Below are 24,396 nucleotides of genomic sequence, written 5' to 3'. Positions count from 1 at the left end.
CAGCCGCCGGGTTCAGGCGACCTCGCAGACCCACCAACCTGTCTTCCGCACCACGGTGAAGCGCAGCTCCTGGTCGGCCACCTTCTCGTCGGAAGTGGTCATGGTGACCTTGGTGGTGACGGTGGCCCGGTCGCCGGTCTGGTTGTCGACCTTCGGGGTGGTCCAGCGGAAGCGCGGGTTCTGGTACTCGGCCGCGTACTTCTGCACCTCGGCGACCTTGCCGGTGATCTTCTTGTCGTCCCGGGAGGCGGAGCAGACGAAGGTGGCCGCCTTCCTGGCGTCCCGGTCCTTGTAGACGGCGGTGAGGAAGCCGTCCACGGCGACCGCCGGCTCCTTGGCGCCCTGGCCGTCCTCGGTGTCGCGCAGGGTGAGGAACGCGGCCGTGCCGCCGCCGCCGCAGAGCAGGATGGCGGCGGCCAGCACGATCGAGGCGATCAGCAGGCCGCGCCGCTTCTTCGGCGGCGCCGGGCTCTGGTACGGCGGGAAGCCCGCGGCCGGCGGCGGGAACGCGCCGGGGGCCGGTGCGGTGGCCGGCACGGCCCCGGCCGGCGGCTCCGCGCGGAACGGGCCGTCGGGCGAGCCGGTGGCGCCACCGATGGGCGGTTGGGTCATGTCTTCCCCCGGGGGTGCGGCGCCGTCGCCGCCCCAGGCGGCGAACGCGTGATCGAGCGTGGCGGGCGAGCGTGGTCGCCCGTCCGACGGGAAGGGTAGCGGTCGATGGGCGACTTGCCAGCCCCGCGTGGGTCCGCGGCGCCCTCACCAGCCGTGGACGTGAAGCGGCCGCCGTCTTCCAAACGGGTCATGTGCCGCGCGGAGAACATTCCTCGAGCCCAGTTCCCGCCCGGTGACCGGGCCCGCCGGCCCGGCGACGCCGAGCTCCCCGGCCTGCCGTTCAACGAGCGGTCGTACCGCCGATGCGTCGAGCCGGCCGAGGTGATCCGCGCGCTGGTCCGCCCCGGCGAGCGGGGGCGTGACGAGGAGGAGCCCGGGTACGTCATCCACCTGCCGGTCCGGGTCGCCGACCTGGCGGCGGCCACCGCGCTGGCCGGCACCGTCGCCACCTCGCTGGGCTTCCTCAGCGAGCTGGACGCCGGCGAGACGACGGTCTCCGCCGCCGACGACCAGAACAACCGGCACCGGGTCTTCTGCGACCTGCTGCTGCCAGACCGCGGCCGGTGCCCGCAGCGCTACGACCACGCTGGCCCCTGCGGTGAGCTGCCCGTGGCGCCCGAGCAGCGTCCCGCACCCAGGCCGCCGTCCGGACCGTAGTCTGTGCCTGGAAGTGTCCATGCCAGGCAAGGGAGCCTTCACCCGATGCAGAAGTGGGAATACGCCACGGTCCCGCTGCTGGTCCACGCGACCAAGCAGATCCTCGACAACTGGGGCGAGGACGGCTGGGAGCTGGTCTCCGTGGTTCCCGGCCCGAACCCGGAGCAGCTCGTCGCCTACCTGAAGCGCCCGAAGGGTTGAGCGGCATGAGCAACGGACCGCACGCGAAGCTCGCGGAACTCGGCCTGAGCCTGCCCGAGGTGGTGCCGCCGGTGGCCAGCTACGTGCCGGCCGTCCAGTCCGGGCAGCACGTCTACGTCTCCGGCCAGCTGCCGATGGCGGAGGGCAAGCTGCTCGCCACCGGCAAGGTCGGCGCCGGGGTCTCCGCCGAGCAGGCGAAGGACCTGGCCCAGCGGTGCGCGCTGAACGCCCTGGCCGCGATCGACTCGCTGGTCGGCCTGGAGAACGTCGTCAAGATCGTCAAGCTTACCGGCTTCGTCGCCAGCGCGCCCGGCTTCACCGGCCAGCCGGGCGTCATCAACGGCGCCTCCGACCTCTTCGGCGCGGTCTTCGGCGAGGCCGGCCGGCACGCCCGCTCCGCGGTCGGTGTCGCCGAACTCCCCCTGGACGCCCCCGTCGAGGTAGAGGTCATCGTCGAGGTCGCCTGACGCTCCGTACCCGCGATCTTGCAGATGTCGCCCCGACGAAAGCCCTGAACGGGCACGAATCAGGGGCCGGAACTGCAAGATCGCGGGGACTGGCGGGCGGGGTCGTACGATCGCTGGCATGGGCGGGCATGTGACCGGGGCGGCGGGGGCGCTGGCCGACGAGTTACCCGGGTGGGTGACGCTGCTGCGGGCACCGAACCCGGGGCCGATGACGCTCGACGGCACCAACACCTGGGTGCTCCGGGCGGCCCCCGGTGAGCCGGCCGTGGTGGTCGACCCCGGGCCGGCCGACGAGGACCACCTGGCCCGGATCGTGGCGCACGGACCGGTCGGGCTCGTGCTGATCACCCACGGGCACCCGGACCACACCGAGGCCTCCGCCCGCCTGCACGAACTGCTCGGCGGTGCCCACGTGCTCGCCGCCGACCCGGCGCACACCATCGGCGGCGAGCCACTGACCGCGCCCGGTGGGCACCTCGGCGGCTTCGGGGTGGCGATCCACCTGCTCCCCACCCCCGGACACACCGCCGACTCCGTCTGCTTCCTGGTCGAGCACGAGGACGAGCGGGTGGTGCTGACCGGCGACACCATCCTGGGGCGCGGCACCACCGTGGTCGCCCACCCGGACGGTCACCTCGGTGACTACCTGGCCAGCCTGGAACTGCTCTCGACGTACCGGGGGATCCCGGCGCTGCCCGGCCACGGCCCGGCGCTGGCCGACTGCGGCGCCGCCGCCGAGTTCTACCTCGCCCACCGCCGGGCCCGGCTCGACCAGGTCCGGGCGGCGGTCGACGCGGGCGCCACCACCGCGCCGGAGGTGGTCGAGCGGGTCTACGCGGACGTCGACCGGTCGCTCTGGTGGGCCGCCGAATGGTCGGTCCGGGCCCAGTTGGAGTACCTCGGGGTCGAGCCGCGGGAATCCGGCGCCGGGGGTGCGGAGTTGAAGCAGCCGTGACCTGCCCGGTGTGTGGAACCGTCGCCGTACCCGGCGCGCGGTTCTGCCACAACTGCGGCGCGGCGCTGCCGGCCGCCGCCACGCTCCCCGCCGCCGAGCGGCGGGTGGTCACCGTGCTCTTCGGCGACCTCTCCGACTTCACCTCCTGGTCCGAGGACCTGGACCCCGAGCGGGTCGGCGCGGTCACCGACCGGGTGCTCGCCGCGCTCGCCGGCGCGGTGAAGACCTTCGGCGGGCACGTCGACAAGCTCACCGGCGACGGGATCATGGCGGTCTTCGGCGCGCCGGTCGCCCACGAGGACGACGCCGAACGCGCGGTCCGGGCCGCCCTGTCGATGCAGCGGGCGGTCCGCCGGGTGCTCGACGACGAGCGCGGCGGCGGCGCGCCGCTCGGCCTGCGGGTCGGCCTCAACACCGGCGACGTGATCGCCGGTATCCAGGCCGCGATCGAGTACACGGTCATCGGCGACACGGTGAACACCGCCGCCCGGCTCGCCGACGCCGCCGCCGTCGGCGCGGTCTACGCCGGCGCCCGCACCTCCGCCGCCACCCGGCACGTCGCCTCCTGGCGGGCGCTGCGCCCGCTGCGGCTCAAGGGCAAGCGCGAGCCGGTCGAGGCGTACGAGCTGCTGGGGCTGCTCGACGCGCCGGGCACCCGGTCCGGCCTCGGCGACGAGGCGCCCTTCGTGGGCCGGGAGACCGAGATCGGCCGGGTCGCCGGCCGGCTCGCCGAGGTGATCGACCGGGGCGACCCGAGGGTGCTGCTGATGACCGCCGAGGCGGGGATCGGCAAGTCCCGGTTCGCCGCCGAGGTGGAACGCCTCGCCGCCGGCTACGACGTCGGCGCCGGCCGGTACGCCGCGCACACCGGCGCCCGGGTGCTCTCCGTCCGCTGCGCCGCGTTCGGCGAACGCCGCCGGCTCGCCCCGCTCGCCGACCTGGTCCGGGCGGCCGTCGGCCTGCCCAATGACGCGGCCACCGCGCTCACCCGGCCGGCCGTGGAGGAGCGGCTACGCCGGCTCGGCCAGCGGCTCGGCCGGCTCCCCGGCGACCCGCCCCCGATCGCCACCGACCAGCTCCTGGCCCTGCTCGGGTACGCCGAACTCCCCGCCGCCGCCGAGAACGGCGAGTGGAACGCCGCCGCCCCGCCGCCGGACGCCGAGGCGGTGCCGAACGCGGTCGCCGGGCTGCTCAGCGGGCTCGCCGTCGAGGCGCCGCTGGTGATCGTGGTGGACGACCTGCACGACGCCACCGCCGAGACCATCAAGGCGCTCGCGCTGACCCTCAACCGGCTCAGCGGCCCGGTGCTGGTGCTGCTGCTCGGCCGCCCCGAGCTGGTGCGTACCGCCGGGGCGCTGACCCGGGTCGCGGACGCCGAGGTGCACGCGCTGCCCGCGCTGCGCGGCGCCGACGCCGCCCGGCTGCTGACCAGCTACCTCAACGGCGGGAAGCTGCCGCCGGCCGACGCGGACCGGCTGCTCGCCACCGCCCAGGGCAACCCGTTCTACCTGGCCGAGCTGGTCACCCTGCTCCGCGAGCGCGGCGCCCTGACCGCGGGCGCGGACGCCGGCTGGCGGCTGGTCCCCGGCTCGCTGGGCAGCCGGCTGCTCTCCCGGGACCTGGCCGCCGTGCTCGCGGCCCGCATCGACGCGCTGCCGGTGGACGCCCGCTCGGTGCTGCGGGACGCGGCGGTGGTCGGCGACACCGTGCCGGCCGGCACCCTGGAGGCGCTCCGCGAGCAGCGCGCCGGGCGGGACGGCCGACCGGCGGCGGTCGTCGCGGTCGAGCTGGACCGGGCCGTGGAGGAGCTGCTGCAACGCCGCATGCTGCACCGCACCCGCACCGGGTACGCGTTCGCGACGCCGCTGATGCGGGAGGCCGCGTACGCCGGGGTGAGCAAGGCGGAGCTGGCCGAGCGGCACGCCGCGCTGGTCCGCTGGGCCGCGGCCGAGACCTCCGGCGCCGACCCGACGGGCGGCACGCCCGGCGGCTTCACCGGGACCGCCCGGGACGACTTCGTCGCCGAGCACGTCGAGCGGGCCGCCACGCTCGCCGACGCGGTGAAGCTCCGCCCGGACGCGCCGGCCCGCGCGGTCGTCCCGCTCGGGGTCGCCGCGCTGGGCCGGGCCGCCCGCCGGTCGCTGCGCGCCGGGGAGCCGGCCCTCGCCGTCGAGTACGCGGAACGCGCCGCCGAGCTGGCCCGCGACGGTGTCCCGCTGGCCGACCGGGTGGTGCACGCCCGGGCGCTGCTCCAGATCGGCCGCCCGGCCGACGCGCTCGCCTTCGCCGAGAAGATCGCCGCCAACGCCGGCGACGCGGCGACCCGGGCCAGCGCGCTGCTGCTCGCCGGGCAGGCCCACCAGACCCTCGGTGACCAGGGCCGGGCGGAGTGCTGTTGGCAGGAGGCGTTGCAGGTGGCCACGGCGGGTGAGCTGCCGACGCTGCGCGCCTCGGCGATGCGCCGGCTCGGGATGGCCGACTTCATCGCCGGCCGGCTGGGTCAGGCGAGCAGCCGGCTCGCCGCCTCCTACCAGGTCAGCCTCTCCGCGAAGGACCCGCGCGGGCAGGCCTGGTCGTTGCAGAACCTGGCCTGGGTGACCACCACGCGGGGCGACTTCGCCGGCACCGACGCGGTGCTCGGCCGGGCCGCCCGGCTCTTCGCCGGGCTGAAGGACCCGTACGGCCGGGCCTGGCTGCGTGGCACCACCGCGTTCGCCCGGCTGCTCGCCGGCCGGCTGCGGGAGGCCTGCCGGCTGGCGCAGGTCTTCCTCCCGTTCGGGGAGCGGGTCGGCGAGGCGTGGGCGGTCGGCACGCTGCGCGCGGTCGAGGCGTACGCCACCGCCGAGCTGGGTGAGCTGGCCGAGGCGGACCGGGCGGCGCGGCGGGCGTACCGGGAGTTCGCCGAGGTCTCCGACGACTGGGGGCAGGGCTTCGCCCTGGTCGTCCGGGGTGTGGTGGCGCGCGGGCTGGGCGAGCCGGAGCACGCGGCCGACCTGCTCACCGACGCGCTCGTGTACGCCGAGCGGACGTCGCACCCGCTGCTCACCGGGATGGCCGGCACGCTGCGCGGCTTCGTGGCGCTGGACCTGGGCGACTGCGACACCGCCGAGCGGAGCGCCCGCGCGGTGCTGACCAGCGTCGAGCCGCACAACCCGCAGGCCCCCGCGCAGGTGGGCCCGCGGGTGCTGCTCGCGATGGCCCGGCTCGCGGCGGGTGACTCGGCGACCGCGGTGGGGCTGCTCGCCCCGGTCGCCACCGCCGCCGCGAACAGCCCGTCGCTGCTCTTCTCCCGCCGGCAGACGATGGCCCGGTACGCCTCCGCGCTGCTCGCCCACGGCCAGCGGGAGCAGGCGCTGGACTGGGCGCAACGGGCGGTGGTCGCCCCGGCGGAGGACGTCCGCAGCCAGGTCGTCGCCGCGATGGTGCTGGCCCAGGCGCTGGCCGCCTGCGGTCGCCCGGTCGAGGCCCTGGCCAGCGCCGACGATGCGGTACGCCTGGCGTACGCCACCGAGCAGCGCAGCGAACGCTCCGCCGCCGACGCCCTCCGCGCCCGCCTCGCCCTCCTCTGACGCGCGCCCCACACCCGCGACCCTGGTGGGAACTGAGCGCCCGGCCGGGGCGGCCGGAGGTTTGGCGGTTCCGGGGATGTGGGCGTCGGGGGTGGCGGCTAGCGTGTGTCTGATCGAGACGGCCGTCCACGGTGGTGGTCGCGGGTTGGGGAGGACAGATGAGGCTGCCGCGCTCCGGCGCCGGCTGGACGATGGCCGTCTTCGGCGTCCTCGCGTTGCTGCTGGGTGCGCTCGGGTTGATCTGGCCGGAGGCGCAGCTGCGGCTGCTCGGCTTCGAGGTGCCGGCCACCCGCGCGGCCGGTGACTACACCGGCACGTTCCTCACCGCGTCCTCGATGGCCGCGTTCAACATGGGCGTCTACTACCTGCTCGCCACCGCGACCGAGTGGCGGCCCTTCTACCGCTTCACGGTGGTCTTCCGGCTGGTCACGTTCACCGTCTTCACCATCGCGGTGCTCTCCGACGTCGCCCCGGGCCGGTTCTTCGGGGTCGCCGCCTGGGAGGGGCTGGGCGCGGTCGCCACCGCGGTGGGCCTCTGGTGGGACGCCCGTCGTGCCGCGCCGGCGGTGGACGGCATCGATCCGGCTGAGCAGGCCGGCGCGGCCGACGGCGACGCCCCGGCCGGGTCCGCGGCGGCGGACGACGCCGCAGGTAGCGCGCCGGCGGCTGGTCCGGTCCACTGAGCCGACGGTGGAGACAGGTATTTTCGAGCCGTGACCGACACCCCGCCCGGCGCCCGTCGGCTCCCCATCGTGCCCGGTCTGACCGATCTGGAGGTCTTCGCCCGGGGCGGCTACGCCACCGTCTACCGGGCCACGCAGATCTCGGTGGGGCGCGAGGTCGCGGTCAAGGTGGAGAACCGCACCCTGGACAGCGAGCGGGACCAGGCGCGCTTCCTGCGTGAGGCGCGGGCCGCCGGGAAGATGTCGTCCCACCCGCACGTGGTCGACCTCTTCGACGTCGGTGTCACCGTCGACCAGCACCCCTACCTGATCATGGAGCTCTGCGACGGGTCGTACGCGGAGCGGATGCGGACCTCGCCGCTGGGCCCGGCGGAGGCCCGTGACCTCGGCGTCAAGATCGCCGACGCGCTCGCCCACTCGCACGCGGCCGGAGTGCTGCACCGGGACGTCAAGCCCGCCAACATCCTCTACTCGCACTTCAACCCGGCGGTGCTGGCCGACTTCGGGCTGGCGGTGCTGGCCGAGGTGCGGGACGCCTCGGTCACCCTGGAGGTGCTCACCCCGGCGTACGCGCCGCCGGAGATGTTCAGCCACAGCCCGCCCTCACCGGCGGTCGACGTGTATGCGCTCTGCGCGACCCTCTATGCGGTGATGCACGGCCGGCCACCGCGCTGGCAGTCCGAGCGCAACCCGAGCCTGGTCACCGTGCTGGAGATGTTCCAGCAGCCGGTTCCCGGGCTGCCCGGCGTGCCGGAGGAGCTGGTCGACGTGCTGCGGGCCGGGATGGAGAACGACCCCGGCTCGCGGCCGTCCGCCGTCGAGCTGCGCGGGCTGCTCGCCGGGCTCCCGCTCGACCCGGGCGCCGCGCCGGTCTCCGGTGCCCCGGTCTCCGGCATCCCGGTCAGCGGCGGCGCCACCGGTCCGCACACCGTCGGCCGGACGGGGCAGCCGGCCCAGCGCCCGCCGACGGAGGACGCGCACCCGACGGTGCCGACGCCGGTGCGGCGGTGGCGGCGGCGGTGGTTCCTGGGCGGCGCCGGGGTCCTCGCGCTGGGCGCCTCCGCCAGCGTCGGCGCGTGGCTCGCCGGGGGCGCGCCGGCCGTGGTGTCGCCGACGCCCGTGGCCACCGGGGTCAGCGTGTCGGGCGGCGGAGCGGACGTGCTGCCGGGCTGCCGGGTCGGCTCGTCCGGCGTCAACCTGCCGGCGGGCGCCCGCTGTGCGTCCGGGTTGGAGTGTTTCGGGCCGGTCCGGCTGCGCGGTGCCCGGGCGGAGGCGGCCCGGATTCCCTGCGACGGCCGGCACACCTGGGAGACCTACGCCGAGGGGGAGCTGCCGGATGCGCTGGTCGGGGCGGGGCACGCGGCGGTCAGCGCCGACCCCTTGATCCGCGGCGTCTGCAACGCCCGCACGTTCCGGCTCACCAGCGGCATCCGGTACCAGGCCGGCTGGAACCTGGAGGTGCTGCCACCGGCCGGGTCGGACGGCGACCGGACCTACCGCTGTCTGGCCGGGCGCGGCGTGGACGCGCTGGCCGCGCCGACGCTCACCGGTCGCTGATCCCGTTCACCGACCGGCTGTCCCGCACTGCGCGTGGGTCCAGCGCCTCCAAGGTGTCCGCGTCCAGTCCCCGGCGGTCCCGCACCGCGCGCGGGTCCAGCGCCTCCAGCGTGTCGGCGTCCACTCCGTAGCCGCCGGGCAGCGGCTGCCCGGGCGGTGGGTGGGCGGCGGTCGGCGTGGCGTCTCGGCTCTCCCGCGCCGCGGTCACGGCCACGCCCGCCGTCATCGCGAGCAGCACGAGGACCAGCGCCAGCACCACGGCCAGGATGCCGTCCGGGCGCCAGATCAGCATGGTCACCAGCAGGGCGACCGCGGCCAGCGTCGCGGCGGCGGCCCGGAAGCGCGCGTCGGGCTTGGGGAACAACCTCACCCGACAAGCATGGCTCAGGTCATCCGGCTGTCAACCGCGGGACCGGTTCCGCGGTCGATGCGTACCTGCTGAAGGTGGCGCTGCCGGCGAAGGGGACCCGCTGCGTCGGTGACTCCCAGCCGCTCGTGGGGGGGTGCCGGAGGCCGCGCGGGCGGCGGCGAAGAGCGAGCTGGCCCGCGTCGGCGAGCCGGACCGGGGCGAGCCGAAGCGGCGCCCGCCGTACCCCGGGCCGTGCCGTCCGGGGCGGGCCCGGCGACCTGGGAACGTTTTCAGCCCCGCTCCGGGATGGAACGATAACGGGATGTCAGCGCTGTCGATACCCGACGTGACCTACCTCGGTGGGCATCCACACCGGACGGCCGAGACGCGGGCGCTCACCGCCGCCGTCGACCGCTCCGGCATCGTCCTCCGCCGGCGGCTACGCCGGTTCCTGACCTTCCGCTGGCCCGACCTGCGCGGGCTGGAGGTGCGCCGGCCCAACCTGTTCGCCATCATGCTGAGTTCCGTCCCCCGGGGACCGGCGACGGGGCGACCCTGCACCTGCATCTAGACCACGGGGTGTGCCGGTTCCACATCGGCGGCACCGGCGCGGCGGCGCTGCGGGAGCTGCTCACGTCCTGGGCGGTACGGGAGGCGGGCCCACCCGAACCGCTGCCGGCCATGCCGCCGCCACCCGCGCGGGAGCTCGCCGATCCGCTCGACGTGGCCCGGACGTCCCTCGACGTCTGGCGCGCGGCCGGCCTCGGTCGCGAGTCGCTGCACAGCCGCAGCACCCTGGCGTACCGGCTGGACGTCGCCGAGGACCACCGTCGGTGCGGACGCTTCATCGAGGCGATCGCCCTGCTCCATCCCCTCGCGGAGGCCGCGGCGCAGGCGTTCGGCCCGGTCGACGAGGACACGCTGAAGGTCCGGAACGCGCTGGGGCAGGCGTACCTCGCCGCCGGGGACGTCGACGACGGGCTGGACGTGCTGCGCGAGGTCGTGGTCACGGCCGAACACCTGCACGGCTCCGACGGCGACCTCACCCTGGTCCTCCGCAACAACCTGGCGGTGGGCTACCAGCAGGCCGGCCAGTACGCGCAGGCCATCGCACTGCACGAACAGAACGTCCGGCACAGCGAGCAGAACCACGGGCGCGACGACCTCCGGACGGTCGGCCGGCGGAACAACCTGGCCGCGACCCTGGCGTTCGCCGGGTACCGGGAGCGGGCGATCGGCCTGTACTGGGAGATCCTCGATGCGATGCCGGACGTCGGCAGCGACCACAGCCTGGCGGTGACCGCGCGGCAGAACCTGGCCATCCTGCACAACCCGTCCTGGAAGCCGTGACGGCCCGAGGGCCGGGCGTCACGGGTGCGGCATCGACCGCGGCGGGTGCGCCGTCGCGGCGGACACCGCCCGCCGGGAGCGCGGCACCAGGTCGTCCTTGCGGACGATCGCGGTGATCTGCTCCCCGAGCTCCGCGGTGAGCGGGCCCGGGCAGGGCAGCCCCAGCTGGACCGCCAGGTCCCGGCCGTGCAGGTCCACGGCGGCTTCGACCAGGTCGGTGTAGACGCCGACGGCCAGGCGCGCCCGGTACCGGGCGGTGAGCAGGGTCGCGAGGCCGATGACCAGGGCAGGCCACCAGAAAGCCCCGAGGGCGGCGTACAGCACGCCCCACCCGGCCAGCCGGGCCGCCGACGCACACCGATCCTGGACGGCCGCCAGCTCGCCGCGCACCTCGTCGGGGAGGACCAGCCACAGTCGCGGCCACACGGTCACCAGGTCGACCCGGTAGCTCCGGTGCACCCGGACGTCAGCCGCGTGCAGCCGGTCGCCGATCCAGGTGGGGCGTTCCGGCTCGACGAGGCAGACCGCCGCGCGGCGGGCGATGGCCCGCCGGGCCCGGGCGCGCAGCGCGGGGTCGGCGGTGTCCACCAGCAGCGCGCGTTCCGCCTCCGCCACCCCGGCGTCCGCCTGCTCCCACCGGCGGCGGCGCCGGTCGACGAGCCGGCGCAGCACCGGCACGGATCCGCCCAGGCTCCAGGTCCACGCGACGAAGACGCCCACCGCCTGGGCGGTGAGCCCGGCCGCCGCCGCGCCGAGCAGGAACGCGGCCACGGCGATCAGCAGCGCGGTGCCGCGCCCACCGGCCGGGGTGGCGGTCAGCCCGTCCAGCCCGACCGGCAGGGCCCGGAGGTCGACGGCCTGCTGGTGGCCGAGGACGTGGGCCAGGACCACCGCACCGGCGAACAGCGCCCCCGGCACCATCAGCGCGACGGTCCACCGGGTCACCAACTGCTTGCCCAGCTCGGCGAGGAACGCGTTCACAACGGGATCCGGGTCTCCACGAACGGTGCGCCGGTCAGCGCGCACCCGGGCCGCTCTCCGTCGCCGACCGGCACTGCCCGGGGACACGGCCGCGGGCTCGGGCAGGTCCACGCGGTGATCGTCGGATGCCCGCCCCCGCCGGGCCACGGTTCGAACCCACGGACGCCGGTGGTGAGCCCGTCGACGCCGTTGCGGGCGAACGCGGCGTCGAGACGGTCGAGGTCCTCCGCCAGGTGCGAATCGACCCGTCCCTGCCGGACGGCGGCGACGATCCGGTCCAGCACCTCGACGACGCCGTACCGCTCGGCATGTTCCCGTAGCTGCCCGCCGACAGCCTGGCCGCACAGCCTTCCGACGCGGTGCGCAACGAGTTCCACTGCCGCTCCCCGTGCCTCGGTCGGCCTCTCCCGCTGCCACAGTAGCGACCCGGGCAAGCCGCCGGCGTCCTGTCTGGACGGCGCCGTCCCGCTTCCGCCCGCCGTCGTCGGCCGGCAGGATCAGGGGGAGCCGAGGCGATCGCCGCCTCCGCACCGGCCGCAGCGACGGAATGGACAAGCGATGTCGCGATGGACCATCGGCACTGCCCTGCACCGGACCACCGCCGTGATCGCCGAGTACGAACGCACCGGGAATTCGGGGGTCCTGTGGCACACCGACCTCTCCGCGGAGCAGCAGAGCCTCGCCGCTGCGGTCGGTGACCGTGGAACGGGACGGCAGGCGGCGCAGGCGCTGGCGCGACTGCACTGGTGCCGCTATCTGGACCTGCCCGGGGTCGACGGTCTGCGGGAGCGCCGCGCGGCGGTCGACCTGTTCCGCCGGCTGTACCGCCGGGATCCGGACCTGGTGCCCGAACCGCTCCGGGACGAGTGCCGGGAGACTGATCGGCCCGGCGCACCGGTGCTGTCGGACGTCCTGTTGAGTCAGCAGCAGGCCGATCGGGTCGCGCGTCTCCGGCAGCGGCACCGGGCCGGCTCGGAGAAGGCCCTCCGGATGCTCGTGACGCTGTACCAGGAGTGGCTTCCCCACCTGGCACAGGAACGCGACGGGGCAGCTCGACTGCTCCGCGCCGCGCTGCTCACCGATCTCGCCGAGGCGCTCGCCACGCTCGCCGAGGAGACCGGCGACGCGCTGACGCTCGACGATGCGTTGGACACCGCCACGAGGGCGCTAGAGGCCACGTCGGCGCAGGACCCGCACCGGGTCCACCGTCTCGGCCGCCGCGGTCGCCTCCTGGAGCACTACTTCGACCGGGGCGCCGGCCCCCGGGCCTTGGAGCTGGCCGTCGGCGAGTACCGGCGGGCGGCGCAACTCGGCTGGCAGCGGCACCCCACCGACCCGACCGTGGTGGCGCGGCTCGGCGCGGCGTTGTGCCGGCTGCACGAGATCCCGGAGCTGGCCTCGGTCGAGATCCTGCTCGAGGCGACCGCCGCCTGGCGCGATGCGGTCCACGCCGCCGCCGCGGACCAGCCCGCGATGGCGTCGGCTCTCCAGCGGCTCAACGCGGTCGCCAACCAGTTGGCGGACGCCGTCGGCCCCGACCCGGTACTCGCGATCGTCACCGCGGCCGACCAGCCCGACGTACTCGACCAGCTGCTGCATCGTGCCGAGGAACGGGCCGCACGGATCACGGTCGACGCCTCACCACCGGCGCTGTCCGCGCGGTACGAGTCGGCCGCCGTGCTGTTCGCGGCGGTGCCCGCCTTCCACCCGGCCCGGCCGCAGGCCCTGCTGCTGCTCGGCGGGGCCGAGCGTGATCGCTGGGAGCACGGCGGCGAGCTGAGCGGGGCCGGGCGGGCGGCGACCTGGGCACAGTTGGCCCTGGACGCCGCCGGACCGCGGCACCCGTTGCGGCGGGAGGCACTGAACCTGCTGGCCGGCACCGCCGCCGACGCGGGACTGCACGGCGGGGCCGAACAGCTGGTCGAGGTCGCCCTGTCCGCCGCCCGCGCGGCCCTGGAGCTGACCGACGAGCAGCCGGACGAGCGCCCGCACCAGCTCGTCGTCCTGGCCGGTACGTTGTCCGACGCCGGCTGGCTGACCCGCGATCCCGACACCCTGGACGAGGCGCTGCTGCACCAGCGGGAGGCGCTGCGGCTCACGCCCCCGCAGCACGAGTCGTACGCGTTGCGGCTGATGGGCCTGTCCAGTCTTCTGGTGCGCCGTGACGCGCTGGCACCCGACGACGGGCTCCTCGCCGAGGCCGTGGCGGCCGGCCGACGCGCGGTCGCCGCCCTGCCCGACGACGATTCCCGCCGCGTCGGCTTCCTCTACAACCATGCGAGCAGCGTGACCCGGCACGCCGTGCGGCGGGAGGACCAGGCCGCCCTGCTGGAGGCCGAGCGCACCCTCCGGGAGGCCCTCGCCCTGCTGCCGCCGGACCACCCGGACCAGCCGCGGATCCGCAGCACGGTCGCCGACGTGTTGTACCAGCGATACCGGCTCGGCGGCGACCTCGACGTCCTGTCCAACGCCGTGGACCTGGCCAGGGAGGCGGTCGAGGAGACTCCGACCGACCACCACTGGTGGCCGCTGCGGGCCGGGCTCCTGGCCCGGTCGGCAGCCGATCTGGCGCGATCGGGAGGACCGGACGCCGACCGGGCCCGCGCCGAAGCCATCGCCACGTACGCCGCGCTCGCCGCCTCGCCGCTGGCCGATGCGCAGCAACGGATCGAGGCCGAACGCCAGCAGGCGGCGCTGGCCCGCGAAGCAGCGGACCCGGCCGCCCGGCTGGCCGCGCTGGAGCGGGCGGTACAGCGGATGCCGTCCTCGGTAAGCCGGTCGTTGGCCGGCCGCCGGCGGCTCGGCGCCATCGCTGAACTGGGCGGGCTGGCCGCGGAGGCCGCCGCGGTGGCGATCGCGGCGGGGGACACCGACGGCGCCGTCGAGCTGCTGGAGCGCGGGCGGGGGCTCCTGTTCCACGAGGCCCTGGGCATCCGCAGCGGCTGGGCGGAGCTGCGGACCACCAGTCCGCAGCTCGCCGCGGAACTCGACCGGGTCGACCGCGAACTGTCCGAGGCGGACGCCTACACGCACGTCCGGAAGTTCACCGTCGAGGTCGAGCGCCGGGCGGAGTCCGGCGAGGTCCTGGACTCCGCCACGACGGAATGGGATCCCCGACCCGCCTGGGGGGCCCGGACCCGGGAGCTGGCGGTGGAACGGGACCGGTTGGTCGAGCGCATCCGCCGGCTGCCCGAGTTCGCCGACTTCCTGCGGCCACCGTCGCTGCCCCTGCTGCGCCAGCGGCTCGCGGGAATGCCGGTCGTCGTCCTCACCACGCACGGCGACCGGGGCGACGCCCTGATCATCCCGCCGGAACCGGACCGAGGCGTGCAGCTGGTCCGGTTGCCCGACCTGCGCGAGACCGTCGTCCGGCAGCACGTCTTCCGGTTGTCCGCGGCGGTGTCCGACGCGATCGACCCGGCGGTGCCGTTCGACCGGCGCGCCGCCGCCCAGGAAGACCTGCTGGGCATCCTGACCTGGCTGTGGGACGCCGTCACCGGGCCGGTGCTGGACCGGATCGCTCCCGTGTCTGGTCCGGCTCCCCGGATCTGGTGGTCGCCGGCCGGCACGCTGGCCCGCCTTCCGCTGCACGCGGCCGGGCACCATCGCGAGCCCGGCCGCCCGCGTACCGTCTTCGACCGGGCCGTGTCGTCCTACACACCGACCCTCACCGCGCTCGCGCACGCCGTGGCGGAGCGTCCGCGCCCACCGACCACCGCCACGGCCGCCGTCGTCGGCGTACCGACGGCGGGAGACCTGCCCGCACTGTCGCAGGTCCACGCCGAGGTCGAGCACGTCGCGCGACTGATTCCGGGTTCGACCGTGCTCGCCGGCACGGCGGTGGAACCGGTCGCGGTCGAAGACGCGTTGCGGGCGCACCCGATCGCGCACTTCGCCTGCCACGGCGAGGCCGACGCCAGTCTCGACGCCACGCTGAGGGGTGGCCTGCGCCTCGGCGGAGGCGGCATGCTCAGCCCACGCATGGTGGGCTCCTATCACTTGGAGCGGGCCGAGCTGGCCTTCCTCTCCGCATGCAGCACCGCCGAGACGCACCCGACGTTCACCGACGAGCCGCTGCACCTGGCCGCCGCGTTCCAGCTCGCGGGCTTTCGCGGTGTCATCGGTACGACGTGGCGGACCACGGACAGCGCCCGGATCGCCGAGGCGTTCTACGCCGGGCTGACGAACGGTGGCACGGAGCCGCCCGACCCGGCCGCCGCGGCGTGGGTGCTCAACGACACGGTGCGAGCCGTCCGTGACGAGTTCCCCTCGACCCCGACCCGGTGGGCCGGGCACCTTCACGTCGGGCTGAACCGACCGCTGTGAGAGCCCTCAGTACGACTTGTCCTGGCCGAGGACGTGCTGGGCGACGAAGTTGAGGATCATCTCCCGGCTGACCGGGGCGATCCGGCCGGCGCGGACCGCGCCGAGCAGGGTGGCCACCCCGTACTCGGTGGTCATGCCGGCCCCGCCGAGCGCCTGCACGGCGGTGTCGACGGCGAGCGCGGCGGCCTCCCCGGCCGCGTACTTGGCCATGTTGCCGGAGACGCCGGCCTCCAGGTCCCGCCCGGCGTCGTAGAGGGTGGCCGCCTTGTGGATCATCAGGCGGGCCAGCTCCACCTGCACCGCCGCGTGCGCGAGCGGGTGCGCCACCCCCTGGTGGGAGCCGATGCTCCGGCCGCCCCAGACCTTCCGGGTGGCGGTGTACTCCGACGCCCGCTCGATGGCGTACCGGCCGGTGCCGGCGCCCATCGCGGCGACCGTGATCCGTTCCGGGTTCAGCCCGGAGAAGAGCGCCGGCAGGCCGGCGTCGAGGGACTCGCCGACCAGCGCGTCGGCGGGCACCCGCACGTCGTCGAGGTAGAGCAGGAACTGGTTCTCCGGGCTGACGATCTCCATCTCCAGCTTGGAGCGGGTCAGCCCGGGCGCGTCGGTGGGCACGATGAACAGCGCCGGCTTCAGTTTCTGCGGAGCCGCGTCCGCTGAACCGGCGTTGCCGTCTCCGACGGCGACCCGCGCGACGACCAGTACGTACCGCGCCTCGTCGACGCCGGAGATGTAGCACTTGCGGCCCGACAGCAGCCAGTCGTCGCCGTCGCGGCGGGCCACTGTGCCGAGCCGGTGGAAGTTCGAGCCGGCCTCCGGCTCGGTGATCGCGAAGACCACCTTGAGCGAGCCGTCGGCGAAGCCGGGCAGGTAGCGCTTCCGCTGCTCGTCCGTGCCGTGCTTGGCGATCACCGTGGCGGCGATCGCCGGGGAGACCACCAGCAGCAGCAGCGGGCAGCCCGCCGCGGCCAGCTCCTCGCAGACGATGGCGAGTTCCGTGATGCCACCGCCCCCGCCGCCGTACTCGGTGGGGATGTTGACGCCGAGGTAGCCGAGCCGGCCGGCCTCGTTCCACAGCTCGGTGGTGTGCTCGCCGGCCTTGGCCTTCGCCACGAAGTAGCCGTGACCGTACTTGCGGCCCAGCGCCCGGACGGCGTCGCGGAGCTGGTCCTGCTCGGGGGTGAGGTCGAAGTTCATCGCGGGTCCTCCTCGGGGTTCGACGGCTCCGGGTCGCGGCGCGGCGTAAGACGCGCCGAGCTGGAGTTGTCGATAACGGCCAGCACGGCACCGGTCTCCACCTGGCCGCCGGCCGGCACCGGCAGCTCGGCGACCACACCGTCGGTCGGGGCGAGCACGGGATGTTCGAGCTTCATCGCTTCCAGGGTCAGCAGCAGCTCACCGGCGGCGACCCGCTGGCCGACCTGGACGTGCACCCGGGTCACCGCGCCGGGCAGCGGCGCGAGCAGCGACCCGGCGGCCAGCTCCGCGATGGGCAGCGGGAAACGGGGCAGCTCGACCAGGCTCGCCGCCCCGTCCGAGCCGTCCACGAAGATCTCCGACCCCACCCGGTGTACGCGGACCACCCACCGCACCCCGTCGACGTCCAGCGCCACCCGGCCCTGGGTGACCGTCACCAGCGCGATGGTCGACGGCTCTCCGGCGGTCCGGAGGTCGGCCGCGTCCGGGTCGGCCGCCTCGCCGGGCCCGCCGTTCCCGGCAGCCGCACCGGAGGTGACGAGCGGTGGGACGGTGGCCCACTCCGCCAGCCCGCCCGTCCGGTCCAGCCGGTAGCGGACCTCGATCTCGCCGTTCGGTCCGGCGAAGCGGGCGACCTGCGGGAACGCCGGCACGTTCCGCCAGCCCGACGGGAGTCCGGCGAGCACGGTCGCCTCCGCGCGCCGGCCGGCGGCCGAGGCCAGCGCGGCGGCGAGGGCGGCCAACGGGACCTGCTCGGCCGGCAGCAGCGGGGCGAAGACCTCCTCGTGCCGGTCCAGGAAGCCGGTGTCGATCTCCACGGCCCCGAATTCGGGGCTGCGCAGGACCCGGACCAGGAGGTCGCGGTTGGTGGTGACGCCGTGGAGTTCGGCCCCGGCCAGCGCGCCGGCGAGGGCCCGGGCCGCCTCGGCGCGGGTCGGCGCCCAGGCGATCACCTTGGCCAGCATCGAGTCGTAGTGCACGCCCACCACCGAGCCGTCCACCACGCCCGAGTCCAGTCGCAGCCCCTTCGTCGGGGCGAAGGCGCCGGTCACCCGGGGGACGGCGAAGCGGTGCAGGGTGCCGGTGGCCGGGCGGAAGTCCTGGCCGGGGTCCTCGGCGCAGAGGCGTACCTCGATCGCGTGGCCGTCGGTCGGCGGGGTGGCCGCCGACGGCAGCGGCTCGCCCTCGGCGACCAGCAGTTGCAGCCGGACCAGGTCCAGCCCGGTGACCGCCTCGGTGACCGGGTGCTCCACCTGGAGCCGGGTGTTCATCTCCAGGAAGAAGAACTCCCCGGTCGGGGCGAGCAGGAACTCCACCGTGCCCGCGCCGACGTAGTCGACGGCCCGGCCGGCGGCCACCGCGGCCTCGTGCAGCCGTTGCCGCAGCTCCGGCGCGACAACGGCGGGGGCCTCCTCGACGACCTTCTGGTGCCGGCGCTGGACGGAGCAGTCCCGCTCGCCGAGCGCCACCACCGTGCCGAGGGTGTCGCCGAAGATCTGCACCTCGACGTGGCGCCCGCGCTCGACGTACCGCTCGACGAAGACCGTGCCGTCGCCGAACGCGCCGGCCGCCTCGCGCCGCGCGGAGGCCACGGCCTCGGCCAGCCCGGCGGGGTCGCGGACGATGCGCATCCCGCGGCCGCCGCCCCCGGCGGACGCCTTGACCAGCACCGGGAAGTCGGTGATCTCGTCCGCGTCGGTCCAGGTCGGCAGCATCGGCACGCCCGCCTCGGCGAGCAGCGCCTTCGCCTCCATCTTGTCGCCCATCGCGGCGATCGCCTTGGCCGGCGGCCCCACCCAGGTCAGCCCCGCGTCGGTCACCGCCGCCGCGAACTCGGCGTTCTCGGCGAGGAAGCCGTAGCCCGGGTGGACGGCGCCCGCGCCGGTCCTGCGGGCCGCGTTCAGGATCAGGTCGATCCGCAGGTACGTCTCGGCCGGCGTGTTCCCCGGCAGGCGGACCGCCTGGTCGGCCTCGGCGACGAAGGGCGCGTCGGCGTCGGCGTCGGAGTGCACGGCGACGGTCGCGATGCCGAGCGCCCGGCAGGTGGCGAAGACCCGGCGGGCGATCTCGCCCCGGTTCGCGACCAGCAGTTTGGTGATCATGCGCGCTGAGCCTGCCTTTCGTTCGCGACCGCGGGACTCCGCTTCGCTGCGTTCCTCGCGCTCACGGCTACATCCGGAAGACGCCGAAGCCGTCGGCGCCCTTCACCGGTCCGCTGTGGATCGCCGACAGGCAGAGCCCGAGGATGGTACGGGTGTCCCGGGGGTCGATCACCCCGTCGTCGTAGAGCCGGCCGGAGAGGAACAGTGCCCCGGACTGGGACTCGATCTGCTGCTCGACCATCATCCGCATCGCGGCGTCGGAGTCCTCGTCGTACTCGCGTCCCCGGGCGGCGGCGGCCTGCCGGGCCACGATGGACAGCACCCCGGCGAGCTGCGCCGGGCCCATCACCGCCGACCTGGCGTTCGGCCAGGTGAAGAGGAACCTCGGCTCGTACGCCCGGCCGCACATGCCGTAGTTGCCGGCGCCGTAGGAGGCGCCCAGGTTGACCGTCAGGTGCGGCACGGTCGAGTTCGACACCGCGTTGATCATCAGGGCGCCGTGCTTGATGATGCCGCGCTGCTCGTACTCGGTGCCGACCATGTAGCCGGTGGTGTTCTGCAGGAAGATCAACGGGGTGTCGGCGGCGTTGGCCAGTTGGATGAAGTGGGTCGCCTTCTGCGCCTCCTCGCTGAACAGCACGCCCCGGGCGTTGGCCAGCACGCCCACCGGGTATCCGTGCAGCTCGCCCCAGCCGGTGACCAGCGCGGTGCCGTAGCCCGGCTTGAACTCGTCGAACTCGCTGCCGTCCAACACCCGGGCCAGCACCTCGCGCGGGTCGAACGGCACCTTCAGGTCGGCGCTGGCGATCCCGAGCAGCTCCTCCGGGTCGTACTTCGGTGGCTGCGGGACGGGGTTGCGGGGCGGCGGGCCCTGCTTGCGCCAGTTCAGCCGGCGGACGCACTGCCGGGCCAGCCGGATGCCGTCCCGCTCGTCCTCCGCCAGGAAGTCCGCGAGGCCGGACTTCGTGGCGTGCATGGCCGCGCCGCCCAGCGACTCGTCGTCGGTGACCTCACCGGTGGCCATCTTCACCAGCGGCGGCCCGGCCAGGTACACCTGGGACCGCTCGCGGATCATGATGGTGAAGTCGGACATGCCGGGGATGTATGCGCCGCCGGCGGTGGCGTTGCCGAAGACCACGCTGACCGTCGGGATCTTCGCCGCGGAGAGCCGGGTCAGGTCGCGGAACACCCGGCCGCCGGGGATGAAGATCTCCGCCTGGGTGGGCAGGTCCGCCCCGGCCGACTCGACCAGGTTGATCATCGGCAGCCGGTTGGCCAGGGCGATCTCGCCGGCCCGTCGGGTCTTGGCTAGCGACCAGGGGTTGACCGCGCCGCCGCGTACCGTCGGGTCGTTGGCGATGACCAGGCACTCGACGCCCTCGACCACGCCGATGCCGGTGACCACGCTCGCGCCCACCGGGAAGTCGGTGCCGTACGCGGCCACCGGCGACAGCTCCAGGAACGGGCTGTCCCGGTCGAGCAGCAGCTCGATCCGCTCCCGAGGGAGCAGCTTGCCGCGCTTGTGGTGCCGGGTCACGTACTTCTCACCCCCGCCGGAGCGGGCCCGGTCGAGCGCGGCGTCCAGCTCGGCGAGGCGTTCCAGCAGGGCCTCGCGGTTGGCCGTGGCGGCCGGCGAGGACGGGTCGAGCGCGCTCTCCAGTGTGGTCACAGGCCCATGCCCTTCGCGATGATCTCGTTCATGATCTCGGTGGTGCCGCCGCCGATGCCGAGGATCCGGGCGTCCCGGTAGTGCCGTTCCACCTCGGCGTCGCGCAGGTAGCCGAAGCCGCCGTGCAGCTGCAGCGCCTGGTCGACCACGTGGTCGCAGGCGGCCACCGCGACGTTCTTCGCCATCGCCACCTCGGTCACCACCGGCTCACCGGCCGCGACCCGGGCGGCCACCTCGTGCACGTACGTCCGGGCGGCCTCGGCCCGGGTGTACATCTCGGCCAGCCGGTGCCGGATCAGCTGCCGGCTGGCCAGCGTCCGCCCGAACGTGGACCGGTCCCGGCACCAGCGCGTGGCCAGCTCCACGCAGCGCTGCGCGGTCGCGTACGCCTGGGTGGCCAGCGAGAGCCGCTCGGCGGCGAAGTGCTGCATGATCGCCAGGAAGCCGGTGTCCTCCGCGCCGATCAGGTTCGCCACGGGGACCCGGACGTCCACGAAGGAGAGCTCGGCGGTGTCCGAGCAGTGCCAGCCCAGCTTCTCCAGCCGCCGCCCGACGGTGAAGCCGGGCGTGCCCTTCTCGATCACCAGCAGGCTGAGCTGGCCGCTGCCGGGGAAGTCGGTGCAGACCGCGGTGGTGACGAAGTCGGCCCGGATCCCGCTGGTGATGTAGGTCTTCGAACCGTTCACCACGTAGTGGTCGCCGTCCCGGCGAGCGGTGGTGCGGATCGAGGCGACGTCCGAACCGCCGTCCGGCTCGGTGATCGCCAGCGCGCCGATCATTGTCCCGGCCAGGGTCGGCCGCACATACCGCTCGATGAGGTCGGCGTCACCCGAGGCCACCATGTGCGGGAGCGCGATGCCGTGGGTGAACAGGGCCGCGACCAGCCCGGACGAGCCGCCCGAGCGGATGATCTCCTCGGTGACGATGATCGAGTCGAGCAGGTCACCGCCGCTGCCGCCGACCGACTCGGCGAAGCCGACGCCGAGCAGTCCGATCTTCGCCGCCGTCTCGTGCAGCGACCGGGGCACCTCGCCGGCCCGCTCCCAGTCGGCCAGGTGCGGCAGCACCTCCCGGGTCACGAAGGCCCGGGTCAGCTCGCGGAGCTGCCGCCGCTCGGGGGTGTCCATAATGGTCACGCGCCCACCTCCCCGGGCTGGGCCGCCGGTGCGGGCGGCAGATCGGCGGGCAGGTCGACGACCTGGGAGCGGAGCAGCTCGCCGAGCGCCTTGGCCTGCGGGTCGAACCGGGTGGAGGCGGCCACCCCCTGGCCGAGCAGCCCCCGGACCACGAAGTTGACCGCCCGCAGGTTCGGCAGCTCGTACCGCTCGACGGTCAGCGCGGCGGTCTCCGGCAACAGCCAGGCCAGCCGCTCGACGGTGAGCCAGCCGCGGAGCCAGGCCCAGGTCGCGTCGGTGCGCGCCCAGACGCCCAGGTTCGCGTCGCCGCCCTTGTCCCCGGACCGCGCCCCGACCAGCTCACCGAGCGGCCCCCGCCGGGTCGGCCCGGCCACCGGCAGCGGATCGGGGGCCGGGGGCGGAACTTCCTCGACGGCGTGCGCGGTGCGGACCGGCGGGGCGATCGGCACCCGCTCGCCGCCGGGCAGCACGGCGACGTGCGCGACCGCGTCCTGCGGCACGAAATCAGCGGTGAAGACGCCGTAGGGGGTGGCGTCGCCGGGCAGGGTGGTCAGCGTGCAGCCCGGGTAGGAGGCCAGCGCCAGCTCCACCGCGGCCGCCGAGAAGGCCCGCCCGGTCCGTGCCTTGTCACCGTCACGCAGGTGTACGTGCAGCAGCGCGCTCGCCGCCTCGGTCTCCGTGGCGTCCGGGTGGTCGGTGCGGGCCAGGGTGAACTCCAGCCCCTCCTTGCCGACCGCCTCCTCGAGCTGCCCCCGGACCAGGGCCGCCTTGGCCGGGATGTCCAGCCCGCAGAGCACGAAGGTCATCGAGTTGCGGAAGCCGCCCAGGTTGTTGACGCCCACCTTCAGGGTGTCCGGCGGCGGCGTGCCCCGGACGCCGGAGACGCGGACCCGGTCGGGCCCGTCGGCGGTCAGGCTGACCGTGTCCAGCCGGGTCACCACGTCCGGCCCCAGGTACGCCGGCCCGCCCACCTCGTAGAGCAGCTGGGCGATGACCGTCTCCACGGTGACCGCGCCGCCGGTGCCGGGATGCTTGGTGAGCACCGAGGAGCCGTCCGGGTGCAGCTCCGCGATCGGGAAGCCGGGCCGGTGCCCGCCGTCGGGCAGCTCGGTGAAGAAGCTGAAGTTGCCGCCGGTGACCTGCGCCCCGCACTCGATCAGGTGCCCGGCGACAGTCGCCCCGGCCAGCGCGTCGAGGTCGTCGCGGCCCCAGCCGAAGCGGGCGATCGCCGGCCCGACCGCCAGCGAGGCGTCGGTGACCCGGCCGGTGACCACCACGTCCGCCCCGGCGTCCAGGCAGGCGGCGATGCCGAACGCGCCGAGGTAGGCGTTGGCGGTGAGCGCGTCCGGACGTTGCAGGGCGTCGCCCTCGACGTACCCGATCCGCACGGTGAGACCGAGCCGGTCGGCGAGCGAGCCGAGCGCGGCGGCCAGGCCGGCCGGGTTGAGGCCGCCGGCGTTGGTCACGATCCGCACGCCCCGGTCGAGCGCGGTGCCGAGGCAGCCTTCGAGCTGGCGGAGGAGGGTCCTCGCGTACCCGAGGGCGGGGTCGCGCAGCCGGTCCCGGCCGAGGATCAGCATGGTCAGCTCGGCCAGGTAGTCCCCGGTCAGCACGTCCAGCTCGCCACCGTCGAGCATCTCCCGCCAGGCGGTGAACCGGTCGCCGTAGAAGCCGGAGGCGTTGCCGATCCGCAGCACGCCGCTCACGGCGTCGCCCCGGCGCGCGCGTCCCCGTCCGGTAGGGCGGTCGCCCGGCCGCCGTCGGGCGGTGCGGTCGTCGGCTCGCGGCCGGCCCCGGGTGGGCCGGCGAAGGCCTGGGCCACGTCCAGCCACTCGTCGGCGATCGGACCGGTGGCGACCAGGGACAGGTCGGCGCGGTGGCGGCGCTGGGTGACCAGCAGGCAGAAGTCCAGCGCGGGCCCGGTGACCCGGTCGGCGGCGTCCGCCGGCCCGAAGGTCCAGGTGTCGCCGTGGGGTGCGGTCAGCTCGACCCGCACCGGCGCGGTCGGCGCCGGCCGGCCGTGGGCGGCGAAGCCGTGTCCGAGGGTACGGAAGCCGAGGTGGGCGATGTGGCGCAGGCGGGCGGTGGCCGGGCGGGTGACGCCGAGCGTGTCGGCGACGTCCTCGGCGTGCGCCCAGGTCTCCATGATCCGGGCGGTGACCATCGAGGCGGGCGACATCCGGGTGCCGTACCAGGGCACCTTCTCCCCGGGCGGCACGGCGGCGAGGGCCGACGCGAGCGCCGCCCGGCCGTCCCGCCAGCGGGCCAGCAGCTCGGCGGGCGGGGCGAGGAACGACTCGGCCCCGTCGTCGACCAGCCGGGCCGGGTCGGGCGCCGAGAGGACCGAGGCGTAGAAGGCCTCGGCGTCGGTGGCGGCGAGCCGGGCCACGTGGTCGGTCCAGGCCAGGTGGGCGATCTGGTGGGCGATCGTCCACCCGGGGGCGGGTGTCGGCCGCGCCCAGCCCTCGGGTGGCAGCCCGGCGACGAGGGCGTCGAGCTGGTCGGATTCGGCGGCGAGATCCGCGAGCAGTGCGAGCAGGTCGACCATGGTGCCTCCGGGCGGGGGTGTGCCGGTCAGGGCGTTC

At 75.1% G+C, this 24,396-nt stretch carries 20 protein-coding genes; 10 read left to right on the top strand and 10 right to left on the bottom strand.

The window, feature by feature from the left end; translation table 11 throughout:
- Positions 1-12: 12 nt before the first annotated feature.
- Positions 13-612 carry an Rv0361 family membrane protein gene (locus EV384_RS02415; protein ID WP_130329718.1) on the bottom strand — a complete coding sequence of 200 codons (600 nt, stop codon included), beginning with the start codon at positions 610-612 and terminating at the stop codon, positions 13-15.
- Positions 613-801: 189 nt separating this feature from the next.
- Between EV384_RS02415 and EV384_RS02410 the strand changes: the two genes are divergently transcribed.
- From EV384_RS02410 to EV384_RS02380, 7 genes are all read left to right on the top strand, one after another.
- Entirely contained in the window at positions 802-1,269 is a 468-nt protein-coding gene (locus EV384_RS02410; protein ID WP_130329716.1) for a hypothetical protein, read from the top strand.
- A 45-nt stretch (positions 1,270-1,314) separates the two neighbouring features.
- On the top strand, positions 1,315-1,470 hold the full coding sequence (gene sp36 / locus EV384_RS02405) for a Sp36 family protein (protein ID WP_013289021.1): 156 nt from the start codon (positions 1,315-1,317) through the stop codon (positions 1,468-1,470).
- A gap of 5 nt (positions 1,471-1,475) precedes the next feature.
- Positions 1,476-1,937 (top strand): RidA family protein, encoded by a 462-nt coding sequence (locus tag EV384_RS02400; protein WP_130329714.1) that lies wholly within the window; start codon positions 1,476-1,478, stop codon positions 1,935-1,937.
- A gap of 118 nt (positions 1,938-2,055) precedes the next feature.
- Positions 2,056-2,892, top strand: coding sequence for an MBL fold metallo-hydrolase (locus tag EV384_RS02395; protein WP_130329712.1), 837 nt, complete (start codon positions 2,056-2,058; stop codon positions 2,890-2,892).
- A complete protein-coding gene (locus EV384_RS02390) occupies positions 2,889-6,461 on the top strand; it encodes an adenylate/guanylate cyclase domain-containing protein (RefSeq protein ID WP_130329710.1) in 3,573 nt (1,190 codons plus the stop codon). Before EV384_RS02395 ends, EV384_RS02390 begins: the two co-directional genes overlap by 4 nt.
- A 158-nt stretch (positions 6,462-6,619) precedes the next feature.
- The gene (locus EV384_RS02385) at positions 6,620-7,144 is read left to right on the top strand and encodes a hypothetical protein (protein ID WP_130329708.1); all 525 of its coding nucleotides are present in this window, start codon (positions 6,620-6,622) and stop codon (positions 7,142-7,144) included.
- Positions 7,145-7,174: 30 nt separating this feature from the next.
- Complete coding sequence (locus EV384_RS02380) at positions 7,175-8,701, top strand: serine/threonine-protein kinase (protein ID WP_130329706.1); 1,527 nt, start codon at positions 7,175-7,177, stop codon at positions 8,699-8,701.
- Here the strand turns inward: EV384_RS02380 and EV384_RS02375 are convergent.
- Positions 8,688-9,071: a hypothetical protein gene (locus tag EV384_RS02375; RefSeq protein WP_130329704.1), complete on the bottom strand. Its 384-nt coding sequence runs from the start codon at positions 9,069-9,071 to the stop codon at positions 8,688-8,690. The genes EV384_RS02380 and EV384_RS02375 overlap by 14 nt on opposite strands.
- Before the next feature lie 301 nt (positions 9,072-9,372).
- Here EV384_RS02375 and EV384_RS02365 point away from each other — a divergent pair, with 301 nt between their 5' ends.
- Both EV384_RS02365 and EV384_RS02360 read left to right on the top strand, forming a co-directional pair.
- Complete coding sequence (locus tag EV384_RS02365) at positions 9,373-9,621, top strand: hypothetical protein (RefSeq protein WP_130329699.1); 249 nt, start codon at positions 9,373-9,375, stop codon at positions 9,619-9,621.
- A gap of 8 nt (positions 9,622-9,629) precedes the next feature.
- Positions 9,630-10,400 (top strand): tetratricopeptide repeat protein, encoded by a 771-nt coding sequence (locus EV384_RS02360; protein ID WP_130329697.1) that lies wholly within the window; start codon positions 9,630-9,632, stop codon positions 10,398-10,400.
- 18 nt (positions 10,401-10,418) lie between these two features.
- On the opposite strand, the gene EV384_RS02355 is transcribed toward EV384_RS02360, so the two are convergent.
- On the bottom strand, positions 10,419-11,381 hold the full coding sequence (locus EV384_RS02355; protein ID WP_130329695.1) for a hypothetical protein: 963 nt from the start codon (positions 11,379-11,381) through the stop codon (positions 10,419-10,421).
- Positions 11,378-11,758 (bottom strand): hypothetical protein, encoded by a 381-nt coding sequence (locus tag EV384_RS02350; RefSeq protein WP_130329693.1) that lies wholly within the window; start codon positions 11,756-11,758, stop codon positions 11,378-11,380. Before EV384_RS02350 ends, EV384_RS02355 begins: the two co-directional genes overlap by 4 nt.
- A gap of 181 nt (positions 11,759-11,939) precedes the next feature.
- On the opposite strand from EV384_RS02350, the gene EV384_RS02345 reads away from it, so the two are divergent.
- Positions 11,940-15,707 (top strand): CHAT domain-containing protein, encoded by a 3,768-nt coding sequence (locus EV384_RS02345; RefSeq protein ID WP_130329691.1) that lies wholly within the window; start codon positions 11,940-11,942, stop codon positions 15,705-15,707.
- 6 nt (positions 15,708-15,713) lie between these two features.
- On the opposite strand, the gene EV384_RS02340 is transcribed toward EV384_RS02345, so the two are convergent.
- The 6 genes from EV384_RS02340 to EV384_RS02315 form a co-directional block, all read right to left on the bottom strand.
- Positions 15,714-16,904: an acyl-CoA dehydrogenase family protein gene (locus EV384_RS02340; RefSeq protein WP_130329689.1), complete on the bottom strand. Its 1,191-nt coding sequence runs from the start codon at positions 16,902-16,904 to the stop codon at positions 15,714-15,716.
- Complete coding sequence (locus EV384_RS02335; protein WP_130329687.1) at positions 16,901-19,006, bottom strand: acetyl/propionyl/methylcrotonyl-CoA carboxylase subunit alpha; 2,106 nt, start codon at positions 19,004-19,006, stop codon at positions 16,901-16,903. Before EV384_RS02335 ends, EV384_RS02340 begins: the two co-directional genes overlap by 4 nt.
- Before the next feature lie 67 nt (positions 19,007-19,073).
- Positions 19,074-20,675: an acyl-CoA carboxylase subunit beta gene (locus EV384_RS02330; protein ID WP_130329685.1), complete on the bottom strand. Its 1,602-nt coding sequence runs from the start codon at positions 20,673-20,675 to the stop codon at positions 19,074-19,076.
- Positions 20,672-21,811 (bottom strand): acyl-CoA dehydrogenase family protein, encoded by a 1,140-nt coding sequence (locus EV384_RS02325; RefSeq protein ID WP_130329683.1) that lies wholly within the window; start codon positions 21,809-21,811, stop codon positions 20,672-20,674. Before EV384_RS02325 ends, EV384_RS02330 begins: the two co-directional genes overlap by 4 nt.
- Entirely contained in the window at positions 21,808-23,517 is a 1,710-nt protein-coding gene (locus tag EV384_RS02320; protein WP_130329682.1) for an acyclic terpene utilization AtuA family protein, read from the bottom strand. Before EV384_RS02320 ends, EV384_RS02325 begins: the two co-directional genes overlap by 4 nt.
- Entirely contained in the window at positions 23,514-24,359 is an 846-nt protein-coding gene (locus tag EV384_RS02315) for a TIGR03084 family metal-binding protein (protein WP_130329680.1), read from the bottom strand. Before EV384_RS02315 ends, EV384_RS02320 begins: the two co-directional genes overlap by 4 nt.
- Positions 24,360-24,396: the final 37 nt, after the last annotated feature.

This window comes from Micromonospora kangleipakensis, from assembly GCF_004217615.1.
GTDB classification, from domain to species: domain Bacteria; phylum Actinomycetota; class Actinomycetes; order Mycobacteriales; family Micromonosporaceae; genus Micromonospora; species Micromonospora kangleipakensis.
Note: the sequence above shows the minus strand (reverse complement) of the source record. Positions and strands in the feature narration are given on the sequence as shown.